This window comes from Burkholderia sp. FW306-1C-G01B (assembly GCF_058781685.1).
The window spans coordinates 20,354-46,582 of record NZ_JBYSWZ010000009.1; the positions used below are offsets into that span (position 1 = coordinate 20,354).

Below are 26,229 nucleotides of genomic sequence, written 5' to 3' on the forward strand. Positions count from 1 at the left end.
GAAATGACCGTCAGCGCGATACCGGCCTGAACTTCGCGATCTGCTTCTTCATCACGTGGCTTCCGAGCTACCTGCTGCCGTCGTGCGGCTTCTCGCTCGCGTCGCTCGGCACGTGGAGCATGCCGCCCGCGCTTTTCTTTTCGGGCCGCGCATCGGACAATGACCCGCGCCCGCCGGCACGGCGCCAATCCGGCCCGCGCGCGGCGACGGCGCCCCCGTCCACGCCGATGAAACGCTACGAAACCCTCGCACACACGATCGCCGACGACATCCGCAACGGCAACCTCGCGGCCGGCACGCGCCTGCCGTCGCTGCGGCAGATCATCGCGCAGCACGGCGTGAGCCAGTCGACGGTGTTTCGCGCGTACTACCAGCTCGAACAGTGGGGGCTGATCCGCGCGCGCGAACGCTCGGGCTACTACGTCGCGCCGGGCGCAACGCCCGAAGCAGGCCCGGCCGCGAAGCGCCGCGCGAGCCGTGCCGGCGCATCGCGCAAGGTCGACATCAGCGACCTCGTGTTCTCCGTACTCGATGCCGCCACGCAGCCCGGCATCGTGCCGCTCGGTTCCGCGTTCCCGTCGCCGCAACTGTTTCCGCTGCCGCGCCTCGCGAAGTCGCTCGCGCAGGCCACGCGGCTCGTGAGCCCGTGGAGCACGGTCGTCGACCTGCCGCCCGGCAACGAGGCGCTGCGCCAGCAGATCGCGCGGCGCTATCTCGCGACCGGCGTGTCGCAGCCGATCGACGAGATCGTCGTCACGAACGGCGCGCTCGAAGCGCTGAACCTGTGCCTGATGGCCGTCACGCGGCCCGGCGACGTCGTCGCCGTCGAGGCGCCCGGCTTCTATGCGGCGCTGCAGGCGATCGAGCGGCTCGACCTGCGCGCGGTCGAGATTCCCGTCTATCCGCGCACGGGCCTCGATCTCGATGCGCTCGCGAACGCGCTCGAGCGGCACGACATCCGCGCGTGCTGGTTCATGACCAATTTCCAGAATCCGACCGGCGTCACGCTGTCCGCCGAAAAAAAGCGCGCGCTCGTCGACATGCTGGCGGCGCGCGAGGTGCCGCTGATCGAGGACGACGTCTACGGCGAGCTGCATTTCGGCCCCGACTATCCGCTGCCCGCGCGCGCGTACGACCAACACGGCCTCGTGATGCACTGCAGTTCGTTCTCGAAGACGCTCGCGCCCGGCTACCGGATCGGCTGGGCCGCCGCCGGCCGGTTCGCGGAGAAGGTGCAGCGGCTCAAGCTGATGACGACGCTGTCGGCGAGCATTCCCGCGCAGGCCGGCATCGCGAACTATCTCGAGCACGGCGGCTACGACCGCCATCTGCGCAAGCTGCGCGGCGTGCTGCACGCGCAGCTCGACCGGATGGACGACGCGCTGCGGCGCTGGCTGCCGGCCGGCGTCGAGTGGGTGCGGCCCGAAGGCGGGTATTTCCTGTGGCTCGCGTTCCCCGACGCGATCGACGCGATGGAACTGCATCGGCAGGCGATCGCGCGCGGGATCAGCTTCGCGCCGGGGCCGCTGTTTTCTGCCGCGCACGGCTTCGAGCGCTGCGTGCGCGTGAACTTCGGCCATCCGTGGAGCCGCGACATCGAGCGCGCGATCCGCGTGCTCGGCGAGCTGGTCGCGCAGCCGTCGGTTCGCAAGGGCGGTTAAAGCGCGCGATGCGCACCATGCGTGCTGCCGGCGCATGGGCCGCGGCCATGCAGCCAATCCGCGCGCGGGTTACATTGCCGGTTTCGCCGCTTCTTCAAGATTTCCCATGAGCCAACTGCCCTATCTCGATCACGACGCGCTGTTGAAACTGACGGCCGAAGCGGCACACGTCACGCAGCCGTGCACGTGCACGAAAACCTCGCTCGCCGGATGGACGAGCCTGCCGCTGTCGCTGCAGGACACGCAGCTGACCGAAGTCGCCACGCTCGCGCCGCCCGGCGATGCGGAGCCGACCTATGCGGAACATCATCCGGCCGGTACGCGCTACGCGTCGGACGATGCGCCGATCGCGCTGCGCCATTTCCCGTACAACCGCTGCAACGTCAGCCGCTGCCGCTCGTGCGGCCGCCTGTTCCTGCGCTATCAGGAAGGCGGCGGCTACTTCATCGACCAGCGCATCCGTGCGCTCGATCCGGCGCTCGTCGTCGACGCCGACGCCGACGCATAAGACACATCAACCGGCCACGGGCATGCACGACGCATGCCCGGCCCGCCGCGCCGGCGCCGCGCCCGCCATCTGCTGCGCCCTTTTCGTCCCGATCTGCTGCTTGTCCCGCCGCGCCGCGTTCCCTACGCTGTCTTCCGTTGCCCGACATCCGTCGCAACGCCCCTCCGAGCCGTGCGCATGCCGCGCCGCGGCTCCTCTCGCGTATCACGTCATGTATCGATATACCGATTTCGACCGGGCGCTCGTGCTGAGCCGCGCCGCCCAGTTTCGCGACCAGCTCGAACGCTGGCAGCACGGCACGCTGAGCGAAGACGCGTTCCGGCCGCTGCGCCTGCAGAACGGCTGGTATGTGCAACGCCACGCGCCGATGCTGCGCGTCGCGGTGCCGTACGGCGAGCTGTCGAGCGCGCAGCTTCGCGTGCTCGCGCGGATCGCGCGCGACTACGATGTGCCCGACGATGCCACCTACCGCGCCGCATGCGACGCGCAGGCGTTGCTCGGCACGCTGCGCCTGCCGACCCGCAGCGCGCACTTCACGACACGCACCAACGTGCAGTTCAACTGGATTCCGCTTGCGAAGGCGGCCGACGTGATGGACCTGCTCGCGACCGTCGACATGCACGGCATCCAGACGAGCGGCAACTGCATCCGCAATATTTCGTGCGACGAGCGCGCGGGCGTAGCGCCTGACGAGATCGCCGATCCGCGCCCGTTCGCCGAAGTGATGCGCCAGTGGACGACGCTGCACCCGGAATTCGCGTTCCTGCCGCGCAAGTTCAAGATCGCGATCACCGGTGCCGCCGAAGACCGCGCGGCGACCGACTGGCACGACGTCGGGCTGAAGCTCGTGCGCGACGACGCGGGCGAGCTCGGCTTTCGCGTGAGCGTCGGCGGCGGGATGGGCCGCACGCCGATGATCGCGACGCTGCTGCGCGCGTTCCTGCCGTGGCGGCACGTGATGAACTACATCGAGGCGATCGTCCGCGTGTACAACCGCTACGGGCGGCGCGACAACAAGTACAAGGCGCGGATCAAGATCCTCGTCAAGACCGAGGGGCAGCGCTACATCGATGACGTCGAGGAGGAGTTCCGCCAGATCGTCGACCATGACGGCGGCCCGCACACGATTGCGCAGGCCGAATTCGATCGCGTCGCCGCGTCGTTCGTGCCGCCGCGGCTCGAGCCGCGCACGCTCGACCTGCCCGGCGCGAATGCGCGCTTATCCGCCCAGGCCAGCCGTCATCCCGCATTCGCGCGCTGGCTCGCGCGCAATGTCGCCGATCATCGCGATCCGGCGCTGCGCATCGTCACGCTGTCGTTCAAGCGCCGCCTGCAGGCGCCCGGCGACGCGTCGCCGGACCAGCTCGACGCGCTCGCCGATCTCGCCGACCGCTACTCGGCCGGCGAGGCGCGCGTCACGCACACGCAGAACGTCGTGCTGCCGTGGGTACACGTCGACGACCTGTTCCTGCTATGGGAGAACGCACGCGCGATCGGGCTCGCCAGCGCGAACGTCGGGCTGCTGACCGACATGATCGCGTGCCCGGGCGGCGACTTCTGCGCGCTCGCGAACGCGCGCTCGATCCCGATCGCCGATGCGATCGCCGAGCGCTTCCAGGATCTCGACCTGCTGCACGACGTCGGCGACATCGACCTGCACATCAGCGGCTGCATCAACTCGTGCGGCCACCATCACAGCGGCCACCTCGGCATCCTCGGCGTCGACAAGGACGGCGCGGAGTGGTATCAGGTGACGCTCGGCGGGTCGGACGGTTCGACCGCGAGCGGCCCCGCGCGGCCGGGCAAGGTGATCGGCCCGTCGTTCTCGGCGGACGAGATCGTCGATGTCGTCGACGCGATCGTCAACGCGTATCTCGACGCGCGGATCGATGCGAACGGCCGCAGCGAACGATTCATCGACACGGTGCGCCGCATCGGCGCGGAACCGTTCAAGGCCGCCGCGAACGACGCGCGCCACCACGCGGAGCACGCATGAAGCCAGCCAGCGACAACGCAAGCACGAACGCACGCATCCGGCTGCTGACGCCGGCCGACCACGCGGGCGATACTCGGGAACACGACGCTTCGACGCTGACGATCGGCAACGACGAGGAACTGCCGCCGCTTGCCGCGCGGATCGCGCAGGCCGCGCGCATCGACCTGCAGTTCCCGTCGTTCACCGACGGTCGCGCGTACAGCCAGGCGTACCTGCTGCGCAAGCGCTTCGGCTTCGCCGGCGACCTGCGCGCGACCGGCGACGTGCTGGTCGACCAGCTGCTGCTGATGGAGCGCACGGGGTTTTCGAGCGCGGTGCTCGGCGACGACACGGACATCGCGGCCGCGCGCCGGCAGCTCGACCGGTTTCCGGGCTTCTATCAGCGCGATGCGAGAACGGCAACGCCGCCGCACGGCACGGCGACGCAGGCCGGAAAATGAAACGGGCGGCACGCTGGCCGCCCGTACGATGAACCGGAAGCAAACCGGCAGGCACCCGCCGTAAAGCGCGGGCGCCTGCGTTCAGCGCGCCGCCACCGGCTTGCCGAACCCGCCGAGGATCTTCTTCTCGAGCGCGATGTAGTCGCGGCCGAAGTGGTGATCGCCCTGCGTCTTGATCACGTCGGCGCCGGTGTTCGCGAGCGCCGGGCACATCGTGTCCGTCTCTTCCGCGCCGTAGAAGCACTGCACGAGCTGCGGCGGCACCTTCGCGATTTCCGGCGCGACCTTCAGCGCATTGTCGCTCGCGGGCATGCCGAGCCATCCCGTCACGCGGATCTGGAAATCGGCGGACGGTGCGAAGCCGAGCAGCGACATCACCGCGACCTTGTCGCGCAGGTCGACCGGCAGCCGGTTGTACGCGAACGGCATCACGTCGGCGCCGAACGAATAGCCGACCAGCGCCACGCGGTTCGCATGCCAGCGCGTCATGTACGTGCGCATCACGCGCGCGAGATCGCGGCTCACCTGCGCGGGCGGCTTCTCGCTCCAGAAATAGCGCAGGCTGTCGATGCCGACCACCGACACGCCGTCGCGCTGCAGCGCCTCGGCGATCGTCTTGTCGAGATCGCGCCAGCCGCCGTCGCCCGAGATCACGATCGCGAGCCGGCCGCTGCCGCCCTTGGCCGGCAGCTCGACGAGCGGCAGGTCCGACACATCGAGTTCGTCGCCGCTGCTGCCGCTGTCACGCAGGTGCGACGTGACGAGCGACACGAGCTTCGTGGTGTCGCCCGCGGCAGCCGTTTCGACGAAACCCGGCATCGCACGGCGCACGATCGTCGGATCGGGCGGGCACGGCTTGAAGCGCTGATCGAGCTTCGGTGCCGGGTTGACCGATACGACGCCGGCGATCGTGTTCTCCGGCGCCATCGCCAGGATCTGCTTCGCGATCGCACCGCCCCGGCCCACGCCCGCGACGATCGGCGTGAAATAGCGCGACGACTGCGCCAGACGTTCGAGCTGGTGGCTGACCGCCTCGGCGTCGCCGTCGAGGTGATGGCAGGTCTCCTGCTTCGCGGCGAGGTTCGTCGCATAACGCTCGGAATCGACGCCGACCGTCATCGCACCGGCCTTCGCGAGCGCGTCGGCGGCCTGCTGATCGGCGGCATTCCAGCCGGCCTCACGCGAGAACAGCACGACGAAACCGCGCAGCGGCCCGCTCGGCTTGGTCACGGTAACGGGCCCGTAGCGGCCGCCCGACACGGTTTCGGCCTTCACGGCGGCCGGTTGCGCGGCGCACGCGGCGCCGGCCAGCATCATTCCCGCGCAGGCGGCTGCCGCCCGCGCGATTCCCTTCTTCGACATCATGAACGCCGACCTCCAGCCAGCAATGACAGATCCGCAAGCGTGACGAACACGCCGACCGAGCCCGAGGCCGCGAGGTAACGCGGCTCCCAGTGCGGTTCGAACTTGCTCTTGAATGCGCGCAAGCCGCGGAAGTTGTAGAAGCGGCCGCCGAAGCGCCAGACCATCAGTCCGAGCCGGTGCCACGGCGACGGCATCTTCGCCGCCCCCATCCCCGAGAACGGCGCGATGCCCAGGCTCAGCTTGCGGAAGCCCGCTTCCTTCAGATGCAGCGCGAGCTGCGTAAACAGATATTCCATCGCGTACGGCGACGCGTCCGGCAGATGGCGCATCACGCCGACCGTCGCCTCGGTGTTGAGGTCGGTCGTCATGAACGTGACGAACGCGATCGGCTTGTCGGCCTGCCGCACCAGCATCACCGACTGCGTCGCGAGATAACCGTCGTGGAACGCGGCAACCGAGAAGCTCTTCTCGCGCGCGTCGCGGCTGTCGAGCCAGCCGTCGGAGATGTCGCGCAGCGCCGGCAGCGCGACCGGCACGTCGCCCGGCGCGATCACCTCGACCGTCAGCGCGTCCTTGTCGCCGCGGCGCAGCGCATAGCGCAGGTGCGAGCGGTTCGAGCCCTTCAGGTCGAACTGGTCGAGCGCGATATGCGCTTCCTCGCCGAGCTTCATCAGCGTGAGCCCCGCGTCGAGATACAGCGGCAGCGCGTTCGCGCGCACCTGGTAGAACGCCGCGCGGCCGCTGTGCGCGTGCGCGAGCGCGATGAACTTGCCGATCAGCGCCGGCCATTCCTCGCGCGGCCCGACCGGGTCGTGCAGCGCGGCCCACGTACGGCCGTACTTCGCGTACATCAGGAACGCCTGGCGCGATTCCGAGAACAGGAACGACTTGTCGCCCATCAGCGCGAGGCCCGCATCGCTGCATTCCTGCGCGCGGATGATCCGTTCGGCGTCGAACAGGTCCTGCGGCGCGGGCTTCACGAAACGGCCGGGCGCCGGGCGCAGCAGTTGCCACAGCGCGAACAGCGCGACGAACACGCCGGCTGCGAGCGTCGCGCGCAGCGCACGCGGCGCGCGCGCGTCGAACGAGAAGTGCGACCACAGCTCGCGCGTGTACGGCACGTCGCGGAACGCGAAGAACAGCACCCACACGGCCAGCATCAGCACCATCGTCACCGACACGAACCAGCTCACGGTGAAGCGCTCGGCGAGCAGCGACGAATGGCGGTTGAAGCGGCGGCGGCTGACGAGCAGCAGCACGAGCAGCGTGCCGAGCACGCCGGCCTCGACGAACGCGAGGCCCTTCGCCAGCGACAGCGCGAGGCTCGCGAGCGTCAATGCGAAGGTCATCCACCATGCGCCGTCGAGGCGGCGCAGCAGCCCGCGCGCGACGAACAGCAGTGCGACGCCGAGCACGCTGCAGATCACCTGCGAGCCTTCGAGCACCCACAGCGGCACGAGGTGGCGCAGGATCGCGATCCGGTGCCAGAACGCGGGCGTCGCGCTCGAGATCACCAGCATGCTGCCGACCGCGAACGTCACGAGGCTCAGGAACAGCGGCGCGAGCTGCGACACGCGCACGGCCTGCCGCGTCACGAGCCGGCGGCGCAGCGCGCGGCCCTCGAAACCGGCCAGCAGGCCGGCCGACAGCACGAGCGGCACGCCGAAATAGATCGCGCGATACGCGATCAGCGCGGCGACCATCGCATGCGCGGGCACTTCGCGGCCGAGCGTGAAGACCATCGCGGCTTCGAACACGCCGATCCCGCCCGGCGTATGGCCGATCATCCCGAGCAGCAGCGCGGCCGCATAGACGGTGATGAAGGTCGGGAAGCCGACCGGCGCCGCCGGCAGCAGCACCCACAGCGTCAGGCCCGCCGCGACGACGTCGAGCACCGCGTAGACGACCTGCATGACGAGATCGCGCCGCGCCGGCACGTCGAACGACAGCCACTTGAAGCGCGTGACGACCGGGCGCGCTGTGTTGCCGCACATCGCGACCAGCGCGGCCAGCACCACGAGCAGCGCCGCGCCGCTCCACGTGAGCACGCCGGGCGCGACGTGCAGCATCGCGGCGAGCGCCTCCGGCACGCAGACCATGCCGACCGCCGTCATCAGCACCATCGCGAGCGCCAGCGTGCCGCTGGTGAACACCGTCATCCGGCCAATCTGCGCGGGCGTGACGCCCGATACGCCGTACACGCGCGCGCGCACCGCGCCGCCCGTCAGCGCACCGAAGCCGGTCGCGTTGCCGAGCGCGGATCCGGCGATCGCGCCGATCCACAGCGCGGCGCGCGGCACCTTCGCGGCGACATAACGCAGGCCGACCGCGTCGCGGGCGACGAGCGCGAGATAGCTGAGCGCCGTCGCGGCCAGCGACGCGCCCCATTCCGCGGCGGACATGTGGCGCAACTGGCGGATCACCGACCGGTAGTCGACGGATTCCGACAGGTGCTGGAACACGACGATCAGCAGCAGGCCGATGCCGAACGCGAGCAGCGGCGACAGCACGCGCTCGTTGCGAACCAGCGCCGAGACACGGGCGATCGCCGCCGCGACACGGCCCGGCGACCCAGGGTGGCGGGAAGACATAGGTTGTTCAGTGGTGATGCATAGCGAGTCGCGGCGCGGGATGGCCCGGCGGCGACATATCTGGTTGTTCTGCGTGGGCGGTCGGCCAAAGACGGAGGCAGGTGACGCCTGGATCAGAACTTACGAGTATACGGAATTTATATTACAGAATCTTTCAGGTCCGCATTGTGGGGTTTTGTGGCACGCGGGACGCGTCAACATCGCATCAAAATCGTGCGGCCGATCAACGCAAGGTGCGCATCATACCGGGAACCGGGGCGGTTTTTTCATCGGTTGAATAAGCAGGGATGGATTTGGGAGAAATTCTCCCGGCCGGGCTGCGCGGGAGAGGATGAATTCGGGGTGGGCACGGGGTTTTCGGGAATGGGGACGGTTGATATTCGCGGACGGCCCCCCTTTCGCCCCGGTTCGGGAATATGCCGCTCCAATTACTTCCCCCGCTCATGCTCCGCCAACCCGATCGCCTTGTAGTCGTAAGTCGGATAGAACTCCGTCCGGTACGCGCCCCACGCCGTATCCTCGAGCACCCGATTGACTTCACGCAGCCGCGATGCCGGCAGCCGCAGCACGACGATTTGACCGATCCCCATCGTCACGGTCCAGCTCACCACCTCGACGCCCGGCGGCGGAAACGCCTTGTAGAACCCCTGCTTCGCAAGCTGCGCGTTCAGCTCGGCGAGCGGTCGCGACTGGTCGTGTTTAAGAAAGACGGTCAGGAGCACCGCGTTGTCGGGTGTCGCGGCGGCCGTGCCGGCCGGTATGGTCGACGTCTGGCCGACGGCTGGCGCGCCGCAGGTCGCGGCGGCCGCCAGCACGGCGGCGATCGCAATGGTTCGAATCGGGAAATGCGGGAATACCGGCATGACGCGACTCCGTGGCTTCGTGGGTGGAGCCGCCATCATGCACCTCCGCGCGAATCGCTGCCGGCAGCCGCGCGACAGGATTACGCCACGTCCGCGCCGGCCCGCTCGCGCAGCACGTCGATGAACGCGCGCAACTTGGCCGGCACGTGCTTGCGATTCACGTAATACAGCCACATCGGCGGCAACGTCCGGCACGCACCCGGCAGCACCTCGACGAGCGTGCCGTCACGCAGGTCCTGCTCGATGCGCTCGCGCATGAACGCAAACGCGATCCCGACACCCGCGCGCGCCGCGTCGATCACCGCGTCGGCGTCGTTCGTCACCAATACGCCGTCCGGATCGAGATCGACGTCGCGGCGCCCGTCGTGCAGCAACCACTTATGCAGGCGCCCGCTCTCCGAAAACCGGAAGCGAATGCACGCATGACGCTCGAGCTCCGCGATCGACACTGGCGCGCCGTACCGCGCCAGATAACCGGCCGACGCGACCAGCGCACACGACAGCGCGGGCGCGATCCGTACGCCGATCATGCCCGGCTGCAGCCGGTCGGCGAGCCGGATCCCCGCATCGAAACCATCCTTCGCGATGTCGACCAGCTCGTTCTCGTAGCGGATCTCGAGCCGGACTTTCGGATAGCGCTCGCGGAACACGGCAAGAATCGGCGCGATCACGAGCGTGCGCGCCAGCGGCAGAGCAGTGACGCGCAACAGCCCGCTCGGCTCGCTGCGCGCATCCTTCAGCTCGCCGCGCGCTCGCATGACCTGCCGGTACGCAGGCTCCGTCTGCTGCCAGTAGCGCTGTCCGGCTTCCGTCAGGCTCACGCCGCGCGTGCTGCGATTGAACAGTTTCACGTTCAGCTCGCCCTCGAGCTGCCCGATCGCAAGGCTGACGGCCGCCGGCGTCAGGCCGAGCGCGGCAGCGGCCCGCGTGAAGTTGCCGGCCGTCGCAACGGTCACGAACACGTGCAGCCCGGCCATCGGATCGCGCCTGCCCATCATTAAAAAAACTTGAAACTCTTTCGAGCGGAATGCGGATTCTCCCATATACCGCAACTGCCTACACTGGCCCTGTCGTCCCACCGGAGCCTCGAATGGACCCGCTCACCGCCGCGCTGCCGCTCGCAGCCGCCCGCCGCACGATCGAAGCAGCGCTCGCGCATGCCGCGTCGCTGCAGGTCATGGGCGTCGCCATCGCAATCGTCGATGCCGGCGCGAACCTGCTCGCGTTCGTGCGCACCGACGACTGCTTTCTCGGCGCGATCGATCTCGCGCAGCGCAAGGCGCTGACGGCGATCCGCTTCCGCGCATCGACCGAAGCACTCGGCGCGATGTCGGGCGACGGCCCGCTGCGCGGCATCGAGCACAGTCACGGCGGGCTTGTCACGTTCGGCGGCGGCGAACCGCTCGTCGACGGCAACGGCCGCTGCGTCGGTGCCATCGGCGTCTCGGGCGGCAGCGTCGACGAAGACAGCGCGATCGCCCGGCACTGCCGCGACCGCTTTCAGGCAACCTTTCACACCACAAGGTAGGCACATGGCACAGAAACGCATCCTCATCACCGGCGCAGGCACCGGCTTCGGCCGCGAAGTTGCGCTGCGGCTCGCCGAACGCGGCCACGACGTGACGGCCGGCGTACGCATCACGGCCGAGATCGACAGCCTGACGGCCGCCGCCGCGCAACGCGGCACCGCGCTGCGCGCCATCAAGCTCGACGTCACGTCGGCCCACGATCGCGCCCGCGCGGCCGATCTCGACTTCGACGTGCTCGTCAACAACGCGGGCGTCGGCGAAGCCGGCGCGCTCGTCGATTTGCCGGTCGAGATCGTCCGCGAGCTGTTCGACGTCAACGTGTTCGGGCCGCTCGACCTCACGCAGCAAATCGCGCGCGGCATGCTCGCGCGCCGGCACGGCAAGATCGTGTTCGTGTCGTCGATCGCGGGCCTGATCACGGGGCCGTTCACGGGCGCCTATTGCGCATCGAAGCACGCGGTCGAATCGGTGGCCGAGGCGATGCACGCGGAACTGGCGCCGCACGGCATCCGCGTCGCGGTCGTGAACCCCGGCCCGTACAGCACCGGCTTCAACGACCGGATGATGGAAACGACACGGCGATGGCACGATCCGGCCGTCCACACCGTGACGCCCGAGCGGTTGACGTTCCCGCTCGAACAGCACGATCCCGAGGAAATGATCGCGAAGATGGTCGACGTGATCGAAAGCGACGGCGGCGCATTCCGCAACCTGCTGCCACAGTCGTCGGAAGCGTTCGTGCGTGCCGAACAGGCGCGCGCGTGGGATCGGCAGCAGTGACGCAAGCTGTTGGCGGCCGACGGGTCACACCGTGTCCGTCATCGACCGCCATCCCGGCAGCCCGGACCGCCGCCGGCTGGCCGGTCACCGTGCCAGGCCGGCCAGCCGGCACGGCCGCGTCAAGCCGCCCCGCCTGCGTTCAATACACATCCCGCATATAGCGCCGCGCCTTCGCGAGCCGCGCGACGTAGTCGTTCGCGTCGTCGTCCGACATTCCGCCGTGCTCGGCAACGACCGCCTTCAGCGCCGTATCGACATCCTTCGCCATCCGCGACGCGTCGCCGCACACGTAGAAGTGCGCGCCTTCCTCCAGCCATGCGAACAGCTCGGCGCCCTGCTCGCGCATCCGGTCCTGCACGTAGATCTTGTCGGCCTGGTCGCGCGAGAACGCGAGATCGAGCCGCGTCAGGAAGCCGCTGTCGTGCATCGCGCCCAGCTCGTCGCCGTAGTAGAAGTCGGTCTGCGCGTGCTGCTCGCCGAAGAACAGCCAGTTGCGCCCGCGCGCGCCGCGCGCCTGCCGCTCGTGCAGGAAGCCGCGGAACGGCGCGACGCCGGTGCCCGGGCCGACCATCACGATCGGCACGTCGCCGTTCACCGGCGGCCGGAAATGCGCGGACTTCTGCACGAACACGGGCACGCGGCCGTCGTCCGCGCGATCGGCGAGGAACGTCGACGCGACGCCTTTGCGCGCGCGCCGGCCGTTGTGATAACGCACGGCCGACACGGTCAGGTGGATCTCGCCCTGGTGCGCGCTCGGGCTCGACGCGATCGAATAAAGGCGCGGCTGCAGCCGCTTCAGCATTCCGACCAGCTCGGTGCCCGACAGCTCGACCGGAAACTCGTGCAGCACGTCCGCAAGCTGCTGCCCCCACAACCATTGCTTCAGGTCGCCCTTGCGGTCGTCGCCGAGCAGCGATTTCAGCGCGCCGTTCGCGCTGCGCGACGCGATGAACGCGAGCGTGTCCGGATGCGGGCGCGTGATGTCGAAGTGGCGCGCGAGCGCATCGCCGAGCCGCACGTCGCCGACGCCCGCCACCGACACGGGCGCGTCGGCCTTCAGCGCGGTGACGGACAGCAGCTCGTCGACCAGCTCAGGGCAGTTGGTCGGCCACACGCCGAGCGCGTCGCCGGTTTCGTATTCGAGGTTCGCGCCTTCGGTCGACAGCGACACATAGCGCGTGTCCTTCGCGGCGCCCGGACGGTTGAGCCGCAGGTTCGCGACGAGCTTCGACGGCGCCGGATGCGCCTTCGACGGCAACAGCCCCGACGGGCTCATGCCGCCGGACGGCACCGCGTGCAGCGCGGCATCGGCCTCCTTGATCCGCGCGACGACGCGTTCGAGCCACTGGTCCGCATCGTGCTGGAATTCGACGTCGCAATCGACGCGCGCGCACAGGCGCGCGGCGCCGAGTTCCGCGAGCCGCGCATCGAGCCGGCGGCCGTGGCCGCAGAACTGGTCGTAGTTGCGATCGCCGAACGCGAGCACCGCGAAGTGCACGCCGTCGAGGCGCGCGGCGCTGCCGGCCTGCAGCGCGTCCCAGAATTCGCTGCCGTTGTCGGGTGCATCGCCGTCGCCGAACGTGCTCGTCATCAGCAGCACGTATTGCGCGCCCGCGAGCGACGCGACCGGATAGTCGGACATGCATGCGGTGCGGATCTCGAAGCCCGCGTTCATCAGCTGCGTCGCGTAATCCTCGGTCAGCGATTCGATGTTGCCGGTCTGCGATGCCCACAGCAGCACGACCTTCGGGCGCGTGCGCACGATCCGCACGCCGCCGGTTGCAGCGGCATCGGCCGGCAGCGCAGGCAGCGCGGCAACCGGAGAACTCGCGGGCAGCGAACGGCTGAAAAGGCCCGCGAGCATCCCGTCGAGCCAGAACCGCACCGGTGGCGTGAGCGGCGCGCCGGCCGGCAGCACCGGCACGCCGCCCTCGCGCCGGCCGGCGCTCGCCTTCAGCCCGCTGACGAGGCCGGCCACGTACAGCCGTTCCGTGTCGGTCAATGGCGGCGGCGCGAAATCGGTAACACCGAGCGCGGCCGCGAAAGTGTCGATGTCTGCCATGTCGGATTCCTGTGAAGCAGTGGCCTGCACCATCGTCGAAGCGGGCCGTGCGTCGTCGGCGCACGCGTCGGGTTGTGCCGTCTCGTCGTCGGCGGACGCGAACGCGTCGGTCTCGACGCGCCGCAGCGCGACCGCGCAATATTTCAGTTCGGGTTGCTGCGATTCGGCATCGATCGCGTCGTTCGTCACCGCGTTGATGCACAGGTCGTCGCCGTACACGTCGTTCCAGTGCATCGGCGCGAAGCAGTTGCCGCGCCGCACGCGCTCGGTCACGACGGCCGGCAGCACCGCGCGGCCGCGCGCCGAGCGGATCTCGACGCTGTCCTTCGCGGCAATGCCGAGCGCGCTCGCATCGTCCGGGTGAAGCTCGACGAACGGGCGCGGGTTCAGCTTGTTCAGCATCGCGACCTTGCCCGTCTTCGTCATCGTGTGCCATTGATGCTGCAGCCGCCCGGTGTTCAGCACGATCGGGAACGTGTCGTCGGGCAGCTCGGCCGGATCGACGTGCGGCCGCGCGAAAAAGCGAGCCTTGCCCGACGGCGTCGGGAACGCGAGATGCGGCGCAGCGCTCCCGTCGGCCGCCGTGCGCAGCGTCTGGCTCACGCCGTCGTTCAGGTAGCGGATCGGGTGCCGCTCGCGCGCGGTGCCCGGCGCGACCGGCCATTGCACCGGGCCGTCGCGCAGCGCCGCGTGGCTCGCGCCGCGCAGGTCGTAGCCCGTCGCCGGATTCGAGAAACGGACGATCTCGTCGAACACGTCGGCCGCCGACGCATAGTCGAACGCGTCGCCGAAGCCCATCGCGCGCGCGACTTCCGCGACGATGCGCCAGTCGGGCAGCGCGTCGCCGGGCGGTGCGACCGCGGCACGCATCAGCGTCATGTTGCGTTCGGAGTTGATCATCACGCCGTCGCCCTCGGCCCACAGCGCGCCGGGCAGCAGGATGTCCGCGTAGCGGTTGGTCTCGGTGTCGAGGAACGCGTCCTGCGCGATCACGAGCTCCGCGGCCTGCAATCCGGCGATCACGTTCTGCCGGTTCGGCACGGTCGCGACCGGGTTCGTGCAGACGATCCAGCACGCCTTGATGTCGCCGGCCGCCATCCGCGAGAACAGGTCGACGGTGCCCTGGCCGGTTTCCTTGCGCAGCGTGCCGGCCGGCACGCGCCACAGGTTCTCGACGAAGCGCCGGTCGTCGTCGGACAGCACCGAGCGCTGGCCCGGCAGCCCGGCGCCCATGTAGCCCATCTCGCGCCCGCCCATCGCGTTCGGCTGGCCCGTCAGCGAGAACGGCCCGCTGCCGGGGCGGCAGATGCGGCCGGTCGCGAGATGCAGGTTGCAGATCGCGTTGGTGTTCCATACGCCGTGCGTGCTCTGGTTGAGCCCCATCGTCCAGCAGCTCATCCATTCCTGCGCATCGCCGATCCATTGCGCGGCCGTGCGCAGGTCGGCTTCCGCGAGCCCGGTGATTTCTGCGACGCGCTCGGGCGTGTAGTCGGCGAGGAACGCGGGCATCGCGTCCCAGCCTTCGGTGTATGCGTCGATGAACGCGCCGTCGGTGCGGCCGTTCGCGTGCAGCAGGTGCAGCAGCCCGTTCGTCAGCGCGAGATCGGTGCCGGGCCGGATCTGCAGGAACAGGTCGGCCTTGTCGGCCGTGCCGGTGCGACGCGGATCGACGACGATCAGCTTCGCGCCGGCCTTCACGCGATCCATCATCCGCAGGAACAGGATCGGGTGGCAGTCGGCCATGTTCGCGCCGATCACGAAGAACAGGTTTGCGCGATCGAAGTCCTGGTACGACCCGGGCGGGCCGTCCGCGCCGAGCGACTGCTTGTAGCCGGTGCTCGCGCTCGCCATGCAGAGGCGCGAGTTCGACTCGATGTTGTTGGTGCCGACGAAACCCTTCGCGAGCTTGTTGACGAGGTATTGCGCCTCGATCGACATCTGCCCCGACACATAGAACGACAGCGCGTCGGGGCCGTGCGCATCGAGCACCGCGCGCAGGCGGCGCGCGGTCTCGGCGATCGCGTCGCGCGCCGGCAGCGGCACGAGGTCGTCCTCGCGCGCGCGGCGCACGAACGCGCGATCGAGCCGCCCGGAGCGGCGCAGCGCGACGTGCGCCGACGAACCCTTTGTGCACAGCCGCCCGAAGTTGGTCGGATGGTCGGCGTCGCCGGACACCTTGACGACTTCGCCATCCTCGACGTGCAGCACCATCCCGCAGCCGACGCCGCAGTACGGGCACACGCTCTTGACGGGGGTGGCGGTCATGCGCGCTCCGGGGCGGTCAGGCCGCGATCCACACGAAGCCGTCCTCGACCCGCGACGGATACGCGCTCACCGACTGCTCGGGCGCTTCGAGGCATTCGCCGGTGCGCAGGTCGAAATGCTGCTTGTACAGCGGCGATGCGACGACGACGCGCTCGCCGAGGCTGCCGATCAGCCCGCGCGACATCACGGCCGCCTGCGACACGGGATCGACGTTGTCGATCGCGAACACGCCGCCGTCTGCGTGCGCGACGTGAAACACCGCGACCTGCTCGCCGTTGACGAGTGCGCACACGCCGGTGTTCGGCACGATGTCGTCTAGCGGGCACACGCGGGTCCAGGACAGCGGAAGACGATCGTTCATGATGGGCTCCTTGGAAAAGACGCTGGTGTCGGTCAGGGTCAGACGGTTGCGGATTCGGTCACGGCCTGCGTCGCGCTTGCGGCGACGACGGGAATCGTCACGGGCTTGCCGCGCACGCGCTCGTCGGGCGTCGCGGGGCGAATCTGGCCGCGCGTCTCGACGAACGCGATGTTCGCGTCCGGCGCATCGCTGTTCACGAAGTGGCGGAAGCGCTTGCGCGTGTCGGGATCGGTGACGGCCTTCTTCCATTCGCACTCGTAGGTGTCGACCACGTGCTGCATGTCGGCTTCGAGTTCGGCCGCGATCCCGAGCTTGTCGTGCACGACGACGTCGGTCAGGTAGTCGAGCCCGCCTTCGAGGTTGTCGCGCCATACGCTCGTGCGTTGCAGCCGGTCGGCCGTGCGCACGTAGAACATCAGGAAGCGGTCGATGTAGCGGACCAGCGTGGCGCGATCGAGGTCGGACGCGAGCAGTTCCGCGTGGCGCGGCTTCATCCCGCCGTTGCCGCATACGTACAGGTTCCAGCCCTTCTCGGTCGCGATGATGCCGACGTCCTTGCCCTGCGCTTCCGCACACTCGCGCGTGCAGCCCGACACGCCGAACTTGATCTTGTGCGGCGCGCGCAGGCCCTTGTAGCGGTTCTCGAGGTCGATCGCGAAGCCGACCGAATCGTCGACGCCGTAGCGGCACCACGTCGAGCCGACGCACGACTTCACGGTGCGCAGCGCCTTGCCGTACGCATGCCCCGATTCGAAGCCGGCCGCGATCAGCTCTTCCCAGATCGACGGCAACTGCTCGACGCGCGCGCCGAACAGGTCGACGCGCTGGCCGCCGGTGATCTTCGTATAGAGTCCGTACTTCTGCGCGACCTGGCCGACCGCGATCAGCCCTTCCGGCGTGACCTCGCCGCCCGGCATGCGCGGCACGACCGAGTACGTGCCGTCGCGCTGGATGTTCGCGAGGTAGTAGTCGTTCGAATCCTGCAGCCCCGCGTGTTCCTTCTTCAGCACGAACTCGTTGAAGCACGACGCGAGGATGCCCGCGATCGCCGGCTTGCACACGTCGCAGCCGAGCCCGTGGCCGTGCTTCGCGAGCAGTTCGTCGAAGGTCGTGAGGCCTTCGACGCGGACCAGGTGGAACAGCTCCTGGCGCGAATGCGGGAAGTGCTCGCAGATATGGTTGTTGACCGCGAGGCCCTGCTTCTTCATCTCGGCCTTCATGATCTGCGTGACGAGCGGCACGCAGCCGCCGCACGACGTGCCGGCGCCCGTGCACGACTTCAGCGCGCCGAGGCTGGTCACGCCGTCGGCGACCGCCGTGCAGATCTGCGACTTCGACACGTTGTTGCACGAGCAGATCTGTGCGCCGTCCGGCAGCGCGTCGACGCCGATCGCCGGCTTCGCCGCGCCGTCCGACGACGGCAGGATCAGGAATTCCGGCGACTCCGGCAGCTCGATGCGGTTCAGCATCATCTGCAGCAGCGTGCCGTATTCCGCCGCGTCGCCGACCATCACCGCGCCGTGCAGGAACTTGCCGCAGTCGGACACCACGAGCTTCTTGTAGACCTGCCGGCGCTCGTCCGCGTACTGATAGGTGCGACTGCCGGCCGTCGTGCCGTGCGCGTCGCCGATGCTCGCGACGTCGACGCCCATCAGCTTCAGCTTCGTGCTCATGTCGGCGCCGGCGAACGCAGCCGCGCCCGTGCCGTCAGCGCTGCCTGCGAGCCGCTTCGCGACCACGCGCGCCATGTCGTAGCCGGGTGCGACGAGGCCGTACACCATGCCGTTCCACGCCGCGCATTCGCCGATCGCGTAGATATCGGCGTCGCTGGTGCGGCATGCGTCGTCGATCGCGACGCCGCCGCGGGGGCCGATGTCGAGCCCGCATGCGCGCGCCAGTTCATCACGCGCGCGGATGCCGGCCGAGAACACGATCATGTCGGCATCGAGATGCGTGCCGTCGGCGAACGCCATCCGGTGCGTGCCTTCCTCGCCATCGACGATCTCGAGCGTGTTCTTGCCCGTATGCACGGTCACGCCGAGCGCCTCGATCTTCGCGCGCAGCATCCGGCCGCCGCCGTCGTCGACCTGCACGGCCATCAGGCGCGGCGCGAATTCGACGACGTGCGTGTCGAGCCCCATGTCGCGCAGCGCCTTCGCGCATTCGAGGCCGAGCAGCCCGCCGCCGACCACGACGCCGCGCTTCGCGTGCGTGCCGCACGCCTGCATCGCTTCGAGATCCTCGATCGTCCGGTACACGAAGCAGCCCGCGCGATCATGCCCCGGCATCGGCGGCACGAACGGGCGCGAGCCCGTCGCGAGCACCAGCTTGTCGTACGCGAGCGTTTCGCCCGACGCGAGCGTGACCGTATGCGCGGCGCGGTCGATCGATGCGACGCGCGCATTCAGGCGCAGGTCGAATTGAGGATGACGCTCGAAGAAGCCGGGTTCGACGAGCGACAGGTCGACCGCCGACTTGCCCGCGAAGAATTCGGACAGGTGCACGCGATCGTAGGCCGGACGCGGCTCCTCGCCGAGCACGGTGACCTGCAGCGCGCCCGTCGTGCCCGCTTCCGCCGCGACGCATTCGAGCAGCTTGTGGCCGACCATGCCGTGGCCGATGACGATGAGTTTCATGATGACGTTTCCTTCGGTCGATCAGTTCGCGACGCTGCCCGCGGCCAGCGCGCGGTCGCGCAGCTCGGCCTCGCGTGCCTTGTGTTCTTCGCTGAAGCGCACGGCCATCGCGCACAGCGCGGTCGCGGTGACGGCCAGGCCCAGCAGGCTCAGCGTGTGCTGCACGTCGCCGACGCCCTTCAGCAGGAAGCTCGCGGCGACTGCGCCGACGTTGCCGCCCGCGCCGACGATCCCCGCGACGCCGCCGAGCGCCTTGCGGTCGATGAACGGCACCAGCGCGTAGGTCGCGCCGCAGGCCATGTGCGTGAAGAGGCCGAAGGTCAGCATCGCGACGAGTGCGATGCCGACGCTTTGCGCATGCGAGAACCAGATCAGCCCGAGCCCTTCGCCGATGATCAGCGCACACAGCAGCGTCGCACGCACGTCGAGGCTGCGGCGCGCGGCGATCTTGTCGGACAGCCAGCCGCCGAGCGCGCGGGCGAACAGCGCGAGCAGCCCGAACATGCCGGCCGCGAGGCCCGCATCCTTCAGCGACAGGCTGAAGTGGTCGACGTAGTACAGCGCGGCGATGTTGTGGATGAACACCTCGACGCCGAAGCACGCACCGTATGTGACGAACAGCATCCACACGCGATAGTTGCCGCACGCGGCGACGAAGCTCGCCCAGCCGCCCTTCTTGCCGCTGTCGATCGTCACGCCTTCCTTGCGCAGCGCGACGAAGTCGCCTTGCGGGCAATCCTGCGTGAAGCGCCAGTACGCCCAGGCCATCACGAGCATCGCAACGCCCGGCACGACCAGCGCGATGCGCCACGACGAGCCTTCGCCGAAGCCGAGCATCAGGCCGGCGGCGACCAGCAGCGGCATCAGCGCCTGCGTCGCGCCCGCGCCCGCATTGCCCCAGCCGGCCGTCGTCGCGTTCGCGGTGCCGACCACGTTCGGCGCGAACATCACCGACGTGTGGTACTGCGTGATCACGAAGCCCGCGCCGATCGCGCCGATGCCGAGCCGGCAGATCAGGAACGACCAGTAGTCATGCGTGAACGACACGGCGAACACGGGCATCGCGCCGAGCAGCAGCAGGCCGGCATAGATGCGGCGCGGGCCGAAGCGGTCGCACAGCGGGCCGACGAGCAGCCGCACGGCGATCGTCGCGGCCACCGCGGCGATGTTGATGTTGGCGACCTGTGCCGCCGTCAGATGAAATTCGCGTGCGATGAGCGGCATCAGCGGCGCGCATGCGAACCACGCGAAGAAGCACACGAAAAACGCCATCCACGTCAGGTGGAACGCGCGCATCGGCGCGGTGCGGAGGCTGAAGAGATCGATACGGGTAGCTTTGTCGGTCATGTCATCCGCCAAACGAAAAACGGCGTCCTGCGCACCCGGTCTCGTCGAGACCCGATGCGTAGGACGCCGTTGCCCATGAAGCCCGTTGCCGGGCGCGTATGTATTCGGTACTGCGGACGAATCGCCATTGACGCGTCCGAACCAGCTTACGCAAACGCCGTGCCATGTCGGCCCGAATCGCGCCGGCGGCCCCGCCGCGCAAGGCTCGCCGGCCAGCATGCGCCGCGCTCCGGCACGCGGCGCACGATGCGTCGTGAAGCAGCAAGGCACAGATGTGGTGCGCTGCAGCACTGTCGCCGTGCGACATTGCGGTGCGCACTGACGGGGCACGATGCACGCCGACGCGGCATCGCGTCTCTCCGCCGCTGCGTGCGCATTCATGCACGCGGCCGTCGCGCCGCGCTCCCGCCGCGCATCGCGCCGGTTGGCCCGGATATTGCTGAAGCTCATGCATCACACCGGCAACGGCGCCGGTGGGCAGTTCCCGCAAAACCATGCCCGTCGATCACGGCGGGCCCGTCAGGACAACGGCGTCCCTCCCGTGCGCGGCACGGCCGGATGCCGGTATGTTTCTACCGCCCGCCGCCGCCGCGCAGACAACGCGCTATCGACGGCCGCACGCACGCGGCACTGGAACACGACATGACGACAGGCAAAGTCACCTTGCTGGGCGCCGGCCCCGGCGACCTCGATCTCCTCACGCTGAAGGCCGTGAAAGCACTGGCCGCCGCCGACGTGCTGCTGCTCGACGACCTCGTCGCGCCCGGCATCGCCGAACTCGCACCGCAGGCGCGCGTGATCCGCGTCGGCAAGCGCGGCGGCTGCCGCTCCACGCCGCAGGCGTTCATCGAGCAGCTGATGCGCCGCTACGCGCTGCGCGGCGCGCACGTGGTGCGCGTGAAGGGCGGCGACGTGCTGCTGTTCGGGCGGGCCGGCGAAGAGCTCGCGACGCTGCGCGCCGCCGCGATTCCCGTGGAGATCGTCAACGGCATCTCGTCGGGATTCGCGGCCGCCGCGAGCCTCGGCATCTCGCTCACGCACCGCGAGCACTGCCAGGGTGTCACGTTCGTCACCGCGCACCGCCAGGATCACGGCGAACCCGACTGGTCGCGACTCGCGGCGACCGGCACCACGCTCGCGATCTACATGGGGATGAGCCGCGTCGACAGCATTGCGGCGGGCCTGCTCGCCGCGTTGCCGGCGTCGACGCCGGCCGCGGCCGTGCAATGGGCCGGCACGCCCGACGAACGCCGCTGGACCGGCACGCTCGGCGGCCTTGCGCGCGGCATCGACGCAGCGCGGCTCGGCAGCCCGGCGGTGATCCTCGTCGGCGGCGCGATCGGCGAGGCGGCCGTGCAGCACGAGGATGCCGCGCGCGACGCGGCGCTGGCCCGGGCTGCGTAGCATGCGCTGCATCACGCGGCGCCGGCCGCCCATCTCTTTCGAATCCATTGGCCGCGTTCGCGCCGGCCGCCGGTCGCGCACGCGCGGTATCGGAACCGCGTCCCGACTCGGCCGTCACATGCCGTTCGCGCGTCGCGCCGACCTTCCGCCGCTGCCGCTCGCCTCATGAGTGCGTCCGCCCTGCCCACCCGCCTGCGCGTGCTGCTCGTCACCGACACCGACAAGCCGATCGGCGAGCTCGGCGACGCGCTCGCGCGCCTCGGCTACGAGATGCTGAACGACGTCGCGACGCCCGCGCGCCTGCCGGCGGCCGTCGAAGAGCAGCGCCCCGACGTCGTGATCATCGATACCGATTCGCCGTCGCGCGACACGCTCGAGCAGCTCGCGGTAATGAACGCGACCGCGCCGCGCCCCGTGCTGATGTTCAGCCACGACGGCGACCAGGCGCTGATCCGCGCGGCGGTCGGCGCGGGCGTCAGCGCGTATCTCGTCGAAGGATTGTCGGCCGAGCGCCTCGCGCCGATTCTCGAAGTCGCGCTCGCGCGCTTCTCGCACGACGATGCGCTGCGCCGCCGGCTCGCCGACGTCGAGCGCGAACTCGCGGAGCGCAAGCTGATCGACCGCGCGAAACGCGTGCTGATGGACCAGCGCAGGCTGTCCGAGCACGATGCGTATGCAGCGCTGCGCAAGCGCGCGATGGATCAGGGCCTGCGCATCGTCGACGTCGCGCGGCAATTGCTCGACGCGTCACCCCAGTCATGACCGCCATGAATACTTCGCCTCCCGCCGCGCCGGAACGCGCACATCTTCGCCTCGGGTTCGTCGCGCTCAGCGATGCGGCCCCGCTGATCGTCGCGCAGCGCCTGAACCTCGGTGCGCCGCATGGCCTGACGCTCGAACTGAACCGCCAGCCGTCGTGGGCCGCCGTGCGCGACAAGCTGCTGAGCGGCGAGCTCGACGCCGCGCATGCGCTGTACGGGCTCGTCTGCGGGCTGCAGCTCGGCATCGGCGGCCCGCAGGCGGACATGGCCGCGCTGATGGTGCTGAACCGCAACGGCCAGGCCATCTCGTTCTCGCGCGGCCTCGCCGACGCGTACCGCGAGAGCGGCAGCGTGCGCGACGCGCTCGCGACGCTCGGCCGCAAGCCGCTGCTCGCGCAGACGTTCCCGACCGGCACGCACGCGATGTGGCTGAACCACTGGCTCGCATCGCACGGCGTCGATCCGCTGCGCGACGTGCGCAGCGTCGTGATCCCGCCGCCCGAGATGGTCGCCGCGCTCGCGAACGGCGAGCTCGACGGCTTCTGCGCGGGCGAGCCGTGGCATGCGGTCGCCGAAGCGTGCCACGCAGGCCGCACCGTCGCGGTCACGAGCGAGATCTGGCCCGATCATCCGGAGAAGGTGCTCGCGGCCCGACGCGACTTCGTCTCGCTGTATCCGGCAACCGCACGCGCGCTGATCCGCACGCTGATCGACGCGTGCGCGTGGCTCGACAGCGCCGCGCACCGGGTCGAGGCGGCCGACTGGCTCGCGTCGCCCGACGCGATCGGCGTGCCGGCCCGGCTGATCGCACCGCGCCTGCTCGGCGACTACGGCGCGGGGCCGTTCGCGGAGCCGCCGCTGCCGATCCGCTTCCACGACGGCGGCGCCGTGAACCGGCCCGATCCGCTCGACGGCCGGTGGTTCCTGGCCCAATACCGGCGCTGGGGCATGCTCGACGGCCCGCGCGACGATGTGGAGATCGCCGCGGCGATCGCGCAGAGCGCGTTGTATGATGCTGCGGTCGCCGAAGGCGGCGCAGCGGGCCCGTCGCGGGCGTGATACGGGTCGCATGATGCAGTTGGCGCGCGCCCCAGGGCCGCGCCACGCCGATCCGGGTCACCCGGCGGCTTCCGGCAGCGCCGCACGAACGACACCGCCTTGCCACTCCGTCCCCGATCCGAATCGATGCCGAAACGAACGCGCGCGCCGCTCGACGTGCTGCTCACCGAAATCCGCGCGTGCCGCGCATGCGAAGCCGAGCTGCCGCTCGGCCCGCGGCCGGTCGTGCGCGCGCAGCGCGACGCGCGGATCCTGATCGTCGGGCAGGCGCCGGGCGCGCGTGTCCATGCAAGCGGCATCCCGTGGGACGACGCGAGCGGCAAGCGGCTGCGCGGCTGGCTCGACGTCGATGCCGATACCTTCTACGACGAGACGCGCTTCGCGATCGTGCCGATGGGTTTCTGCTACCCGGGCCGCGGCGCGAGCGGCGACAACCCGCCGCGCCCCGAATGCGCGCAACTGTGGATCGACCGGCTGGTTGCCGAGTTGCCGTCGGTCCGGCTGACGCTGCTGATCGGCCAGTACGCGCAGCGGCATTTCCTGCGCGATACGCGCAAGGCCACGCTGACCGACACCGTACACGCCTGGCGCGACTACGGCCCCGGCGTGCTGCCGCTGCCGCATCCGTCGCCGCGCAACCAGGCGTGGTTCAAGCACCACCCGTGGTTCGACGCCGACGTCGTGCCCGAGCTGCGGCGCCGGGTCGCGCCGCTGGTTGCGGGTTGATCGCGCGGCCCAGCACATCCGCGCCCATCCCCGTCGCGCCCGGTTCGCTGTACCATCGCGGCTCAACCGCGTCACGAACCGCAGAATCCTTAATGCCATCCACCGCCCCGCCGCGCCTGTACGGGATGCCCGAACGCAGCGACCGGCTCGATTTCTACATCCGCGACCAGGCGTCGCGCCAGGCGATCACCGAGCCGCACCGGCACGCGTATTTCCAGATCCAGTTCAACCTCGGCGGCGACACCGAGCAGCGGATCGGCGGCGTCACGCGGCCGTTTCCGCGCGGCGCGCTCGCGTTCGTGCTGCCGCATCGCGAGCACCTGATCCCGCATCCGGAAGGCGCGCACTTCATCGTGATCAACTTCAGCCAGGCGTTCCTGCGCGCCGATCTCGACGTCGATCCGCTCGATCTCGAGGACGTGCCCGCGCACCGCTTTCCCGAGCTGACGCCGTTCCGCTTCCAGGAGCATCTCGACTTCATCCTGACCGGCGACACGTACGACGAAGCGCGCCGCCTCGCGCTGTGCATGCTCGACACCGATCGCGTGCGCACCTTCGGCTCGACCACGCTGCTGCGCGGCTACCTGCTGCAGCTGATCGGGCTCGTCTGCACGCAGTACGCGGGCGCGCTCGACAAGCTCGCGCAGCGCGGCGCCCAGCGCGCGGGCCGGCGCGACGCGCTCGCGCGCGTGCTGCGGCACGTGCGCGCGAACCTGACCCGCGAGGACCTGACGCTCGCCGCGACCGCCGAGGCCGCGTTCCTGTCGCCGAACTACCTCGCGCACCTGGTCCGCAAGGAAACCGGCAGCACGTTCACCGATCTCGTGACCGAGCGCCGGATCGCGCTCGCGCAATCGCTGCTGGCCCATACGAGCCGGCGCATCGCGGACATCGCGCGCTCGGTCGGCTTCCGCGACGAAGGGTATTTCGCGCGGCGCTTCCGCGCGCGGGTCGGCGTGTCGCCGAAGGCGTATCGCGACGCGAACGCCGCGTTGCCGGACGGCGACGACGCACCCGCCGCCGACGACGCGTAGTTTTGTCCCGGTAAAACGCAGTTGCGTCGCATCCGGCCGCACGCGCGTCGGGTATCGTTGCACGCATGCCGGCCCGTGCGCCGCACGGGCGCCGGCATCCGTCTACCCACCGAACGAGGCCATCCGATGTCCGCCTATGTCATCGACGCTTCCGAGCGTCCTTCCGTCGAAGTCGAACAGTCTTCCGCGCGCTTTCCGGTGCGCCGCGTATTCTGCGTCGGCCGCAACTACGCCGACCACGCACGCGAAATGGGCGCCGATCCCGACCGCGAGCCGCCGTTCTTCTTCACGAAGCCGGCCGACGCGATCGTCCCGGCAAGCGGCACCGTCCCGTATCCGCCGCTGACGAGCGACCTCCATCACGAAATCGAACTGGTCGTCGCGATCGGCAAGGACGGCCGGTCGATCGACCCGGCCGACGCGCTGTCGCACGTGTGGGGCTACGGCGTCGGCGTCGACCTCACGCGCCGCGACCTGCAGGCCGAAGCGAAGAAGCTGAGCCGTCCGTGGGACTGGGCGAAGGGCTTCGACGCGTCGGGCCCCGTGACCGCGCTGCGCGCGGCGACGGCCACCGGCCACCCGGCCGCCGGCCGCATCTGGCTCGCGGTCAACGGAGAAACGCGCCAGCAAGGCGATCTGGCCGACATGATCTGGGCCGTGCCCGACGTCATCGCATATGTGTCGCGCTCGGTCGAACTGAAGGCCGGCGACCTGATCTTCACCGGCACGCCGGCCGGCGTCGGCGCGCTGCAGCCGGGCGACCGCGTGACGGGCGGCGTCGACGGCGTCGCGGCGTTCGAGTTCGTCGTCGGCGCGAAGCCGTAACGGATCAAAGAGTCAC

20 protein-coding genes are annotated in these 26,229 nt (G+C 69.7%); 12 read left to right on the plus strand and 8 right to left on the minus strand.

What is annotated here, in order from left to right:
• Positions 1–227: 227 nt before the first annotated feature.
• From AC3WLY_RS18910 to AC3WLY_RS18925, 4 genes are all read left to right on the plus strand, one after another.
• Complete coding sequence (locus tag AC3WLY_RS18910) at positions 228–1,661, plus strand: aminotransferase-like domain-containing protein (protein WP_492309832.1); 1,434 nt, start codon at positions 228–230, stop codon at positions 1,659–1,661.
• Between the two features lie 106 nt (positions 1,662–1,767).
• Positions 1,768–2,169, plus strand: coding sequence for a hypothetical protein (locus AC3WLY_RS18915; protein ID WP_492309803.1), 402 nt, complete (start codon positions 1,768–1,770; stop codon positions 2,167–2,169).
• Positions 2,170–2,380: 211 nt separating this feature from the next.
• On the plus strand, positions 2,381–4,165 hold the full coding sequence (locus AC3WLY_RS18920; protein ID WP_175963512.1) for a nitrite/sulfite reductase: 1,785 nt from the start codon (positions 2,381–2,383) through the stop codon (positions 4,163–4,165).
• Entirely contained in the window at positions 4,162–4,605 is a 444-nt protein-coding gene (locus AC3WLY_RS18925) for a DUF934 domain-containing protein (protein ID WP_492309804.1), read from the plus strand. The genes AC3WLY_RS18920 and AC3WLY_RS18925 overlap by 4 nt, the downstream gene beginning before the upstream one ends.
• Before the next feature lie 81 nt (positions 4,606–4,686).
• On the opposite strand, the gene AC3WLY_RS18930 is transcribed toward AC3WLY_RS18925, so the two are convergent.
• From AC3WLY_RS18930 to AC3WLY_RS18945, 4 genes are all read right to left on the minus strand, one after another.
• On the minus strand, positions 4,687–5,970 hold the full coding sequence (locus AC3WLY_RS18930) for a virulence factor family protein (RefSeq protein WP_492309805.1): 1,284 nt from the start codon (positions 5,968–5,970) through the stop codon (positions 4,687–4,689).
• Positions 5,967–8,561, minus strand: a complete 2,595-nt coding sequence (gene mprF, locus AC3WLY_RS18935) for a bifunctional lysylphosphatidylglycerol flippase/synthetase MprF (RefSeq protein ID WP_492309806.1) — start codon at positions 8,559–8,561, stop codon at positions 5,967–5,969. The genes AC3WLY_RS18930 and mprF overlap by 4 nt, the downstream gene beginning before the upstream one ends.
• 428 nt (positions 8,562–8,989) lie before the next feature.
• Complete coding sequence (locus AC3WLY_RS18940) at positions 8,990–9,424, minus strand: hypothetical protein (protein ID WP_425131320.1); 435 nt, start codon at positions 9,422–9,424, stop codon at positions 8,990–8,992.
• 80 nt (positions 9,425–9,504) lie between these two features.
• Positions 9,505–10,419 carry a LysR family transcriptional regulator gene (locus AC3WLY_RS18945; protein WP_492309833.1) on the minus strand — a complete coding sequence of 305 codons (915 nt, stop codon included), beginning with the start codon at positions 10,417–10,419 and terminating at the stop codon, positions 9,505–9,507.
• Between the two features lie 95 nt (positions 10,420–10,514).
• Here AC3WLY_RS18945 and AC3WLY_RS18950 point away from each other — a divergent pair, with 95 nt between their 5' ends.
• A complete protein-coding gene (locus tag AC3WLY_RS18950; protein ID WP_425131321.1) occupies positions 10,515–10,952 on the plus strand; it encodes a GlcG/HbpS family heme-binding protein in 438 nt (145 codons plus the stop codon).
• 4 nt (positions 10,953–10,956) lie between these two features.
• Positions 10,957–11,733, plus strand: coding sequence for an SDR family oxidoreductase (locus tag AC3WLY_RS18955; RefSeq protein ID WP_175963506.1), 777 nt, complete (start codon positions 10,957–10,959; stop codon positions 11,731–11,733).
• A gap of 139 nt (positions 11,734–11,872) precedes the next feature.
• On the opposite strand, the gene AC3WLY_RS18960 is transcribed toward AC3WLY_RS18955, so the two are convergent.
• The 4 genes from AC3WLY_RS18960 to AC3WLY_RS18975 are packed head-to-tail and all read right to left on the minus strand — an operon-like array spanning position 11,873 to position 20,404.
• Positions 11,873–16,060, minus strand: a complete 4,188-nt coding sequence (locus tag AC3WLY_RS18960) for a bifunctional nitrate reductase/sulfite reductase flavoprotein subunit alpha (protein WP_492332702.1) — start codon at positions 16,058–16,060, stop codon at positions 11,873–11,875.
• Between the two features lie 16 nt (positions 16,061–16,076).
• A complete protein-coding gene (nirD, locus tag AC3WLY_RS18965) occupies positions 16,077–16,421 on the minus strand; it encodes a nitrite reductase small subunit NirD (RefSeq protein WP_047903106.1) in 345 nt (114 codons plus the stop codon).
• 38 nt (positions 16,422–16,459) lie between these two features.
• Complete coding sequence (nirB, locus tag AC3WLY_RS18970; protein WP_492309808.1) at positions 16,460–19,057, minus strand: nitrite reductase large subunit NirB; 2,598 nt, start codon at positions 19,055–19,057, stop codon at positions 16,460–16,462.
• A 21-nt stretch (positions 19,058–19,078) separates the two neighbouring features.
• Entirely contained in the window at positions 19,079–20,404 is a 1,326-nt protein-coding gene (locus AC3WLY_RS18975; RefSeq protein ID WP_175963503.1) for an MFS transporter, read from the minus strand.
• Positions 20,405–21,046: 642 nt separating this feature from the next.
• Between AC3WLY_RS18975 and cobA the strand changes: the two genes are divergently transcribed.
• The 6 genes from cobA to AC3WLY_RS19005 all read left to right on the plus strand — a co-directional run bounded on the left by cobA (position 21,047) and on the right by AC3WLY_RS19005 (position 26,213).
• Entirely contained in the window at positions 21,047–21,808 is a 762-nt protein-coding gene (gene cobA / locus AC3WLY_RS18980) for a uroporphyrinogen-III C-methyltransferase (protein WP_492309809.1), read from the plus strand.
• Between the two features lie 165 nt (positions 21,809–21,973).
• Positions 21,974–22,570 (plus strand): ANTAR domain-containing response regulator, encoded by a 597-nt coding sequence (locus tag AC3WLY_RS18985; RefSeq protein WP_175963501.1) that lies wholly within the window; start codon positions 21,974–21,976, stop codon positions 22,568–22,570.
• Between the two features lie 5 nt (positions 22,571–22,575).
• Entirely contained in the window at positions 22,576–23,628 is a 1,053-nt protein-coding gene (locus AC3WLY_RS18990; protein WP_310137662.1) for an ABC transporter substrate-binding protein, read from the plus strand.
• Positions 23,629–23,754: 126 nt separating this feature from the next.
• Positions 23,755–24,354, plus strand: a complete 600-nt coding sequence (locus AC3WLY_RS18995; protein ID WP_310137661.1) for a uracil-DNA glycosylase family protein — start codon at positions 23,755–23,757, stop codon at positions 24,352–24,354.
• 92 nt (positions 24,355–24,446) lie between these two features.
• Positions 24,447–25,388 (plus strand): helix-turn-helix transcriptional regulator, encoded by a 942-nt coding sequence (locus tag AC3WLY_RS19000; RefSeq protein ID WP_310137660.1) that lies wholly within the window; start codon positions 24,447–24,449, stop codon positions 25,386–25,388.
• Between the two features lie 126 nt (positions 25,389–25,514).
• Positions 25,515–26,213 (plus strand): fumarylacetoacetate hydrolase family protein, encoded by a 699-nt coding sequence (locus AC3WLY_RS19005; RefSeq protein WP_072438717.1) that lies wholly within the window; start codon positions 25,515–25,517, stop codon positions 26,211–26,213.
• The last annotated feature ends 16 nt before the right edge of the window (positions 26,214–26,229 follow it).

Bases quoted from the DNA above. Each gene is read 5' to 3' on its own strand.
- AC3WLY_RS18910 (WP_492309832.1), top strand. From the start codon at position 228: ATGAAACGCTACGAAACCCTCGCACACACGATCGCCGACGACATCCGC.
- AC3WLY_RS18915 (WP_492309803.1), top strand. From the start codon at position 1,768: ATGAGCCAACTGCCCTATCTCGATCACGACGCGCTGTTGAAACTGACG.
- AC3WLY_RS18920 (WP_175963512.1), top strand. From the start codon at position 2,381: ATGTATCGATATACCGATTTCGACCGGGCGCTCGTGCTGAGCCGCGCC.
- AC3WLY_RS18925 (WP_492309804.1), top strand. From the start codon at position 4,162: ATGAAGCCAGCCAGCGACAACGCAAGCACGAACGCACGCATCCGGCTG.
- AC3WLY_RS18930 (WP_492309805.1), bottom strand. From the start codon at position 5,970: ATGATGTCGAAGAAGGGAATCGCGCGGGCGGCAGCCGCCTGCGCGGGA.
- mprF (WP_492309806.1), bottom strand. From the start codon at position 8,561: ATGTCTTCCCGCCACCCTGGGTCGCCGGGCCGTGTCGCGGCGGCGATC.
- AC3WLY_RS18940 (WP_425131320.1), bottom strand. From the start codon at position 9,424: ATGCCGGTATTCCCGCATTTCCCGATTCGAACCATTGCGATCGCCGCC.
- AC3WLY_RS18945 (WP_492309833.1), bottom strand. From the start codon at position 10,419: ATGGGCAGGCGCGATCCGATGGCCGGGCTGCACGTGTTCGTGACCGTT.
- AC3WLY_RS18950 (WP_425131321.1), top strand. From the start codon at position 10,515: ATGGACCCGCTCACCGCCGCGCTGCCGCTCGCAGCCGCCCGCCGCACG.
- AC3WLY_RS18955 (WP_175963506.1), top strand. From the start codon at position 10,957: ATGGCACAGAAACGCATCCTCATCACCGGCGCAGGCACCGGCTTCGGC.
- AC3WLY_RS18960 (WP_492332702.1), bottom strand. From the start codon at position 16,060: ATGACCGCCACCCCCGTCAAGAGCGTGTGCCCGTACTGCGGCGTCGGC.
- nirD (WP_047903106.1), bottom strand. From the start codon at position 16,421: ATGAACGATCGTCTTCCGCTGTCCTGGACCCGCGTGTGCCCGCTAGAC.
- nirB (WP_492309808.1), bottom strand. From the start codon at position 19,057: ATGAAACTCATCGTCATCGGCCACGGCATGGTCGGCCACAAGCTGCTC.
- AC3WLY_RS18975 (WP_175963503.1), bottom strand. From the start codon at position 20,404: ATGACCGACAAAGCTACCCGTATCGATCTCTTCAGCCTCCGCACCGCG.
- cobA (WP_492309809.1), top strand. From the start codon at position 21,047: ATGACGACAGGCAAAGTCACCTTGCTGGGCGCCGGCCCCGGCGACCTC.
- AC3WLY_RS18985 (WP_175963501.1), top strand. From the start codon at position 21,974: ATGAGTGCGTCCGCCCTGCCCACCCGCCTGCGCGTGCTGCTCGTCACC.
- AC3WLY_RS18990 (WP_310137662.1), top strand. From the start codon at position 22,576: ATGAATACTTCGCCTCCCGCCGCGCCGGAACGCGCACATCTTCGCCTC.
- AC3WLY_RS18995 (WP_310137661.1), top strand. From the start codon at position 23,755: ATGCCGAAACGAACGCGCGCGCCGCTCGACGTGCTGCTCACCGAAATC.
- AC3WLY_RS19000 (WP_310137660.1), top strand. From the start codon at position 24,447: ATGCCATCCACCGCCCCGCCGCGCCTGTACGGGATGCCCGAACGCAGC.
- AC3WLY_RS19005 (WP_072438717.1), top strand. From the start codon at position 25,515: ATGTCCGCCTATGTCATCGACGCTTCCGAGCGTCCTTCCGTCGAAGTC.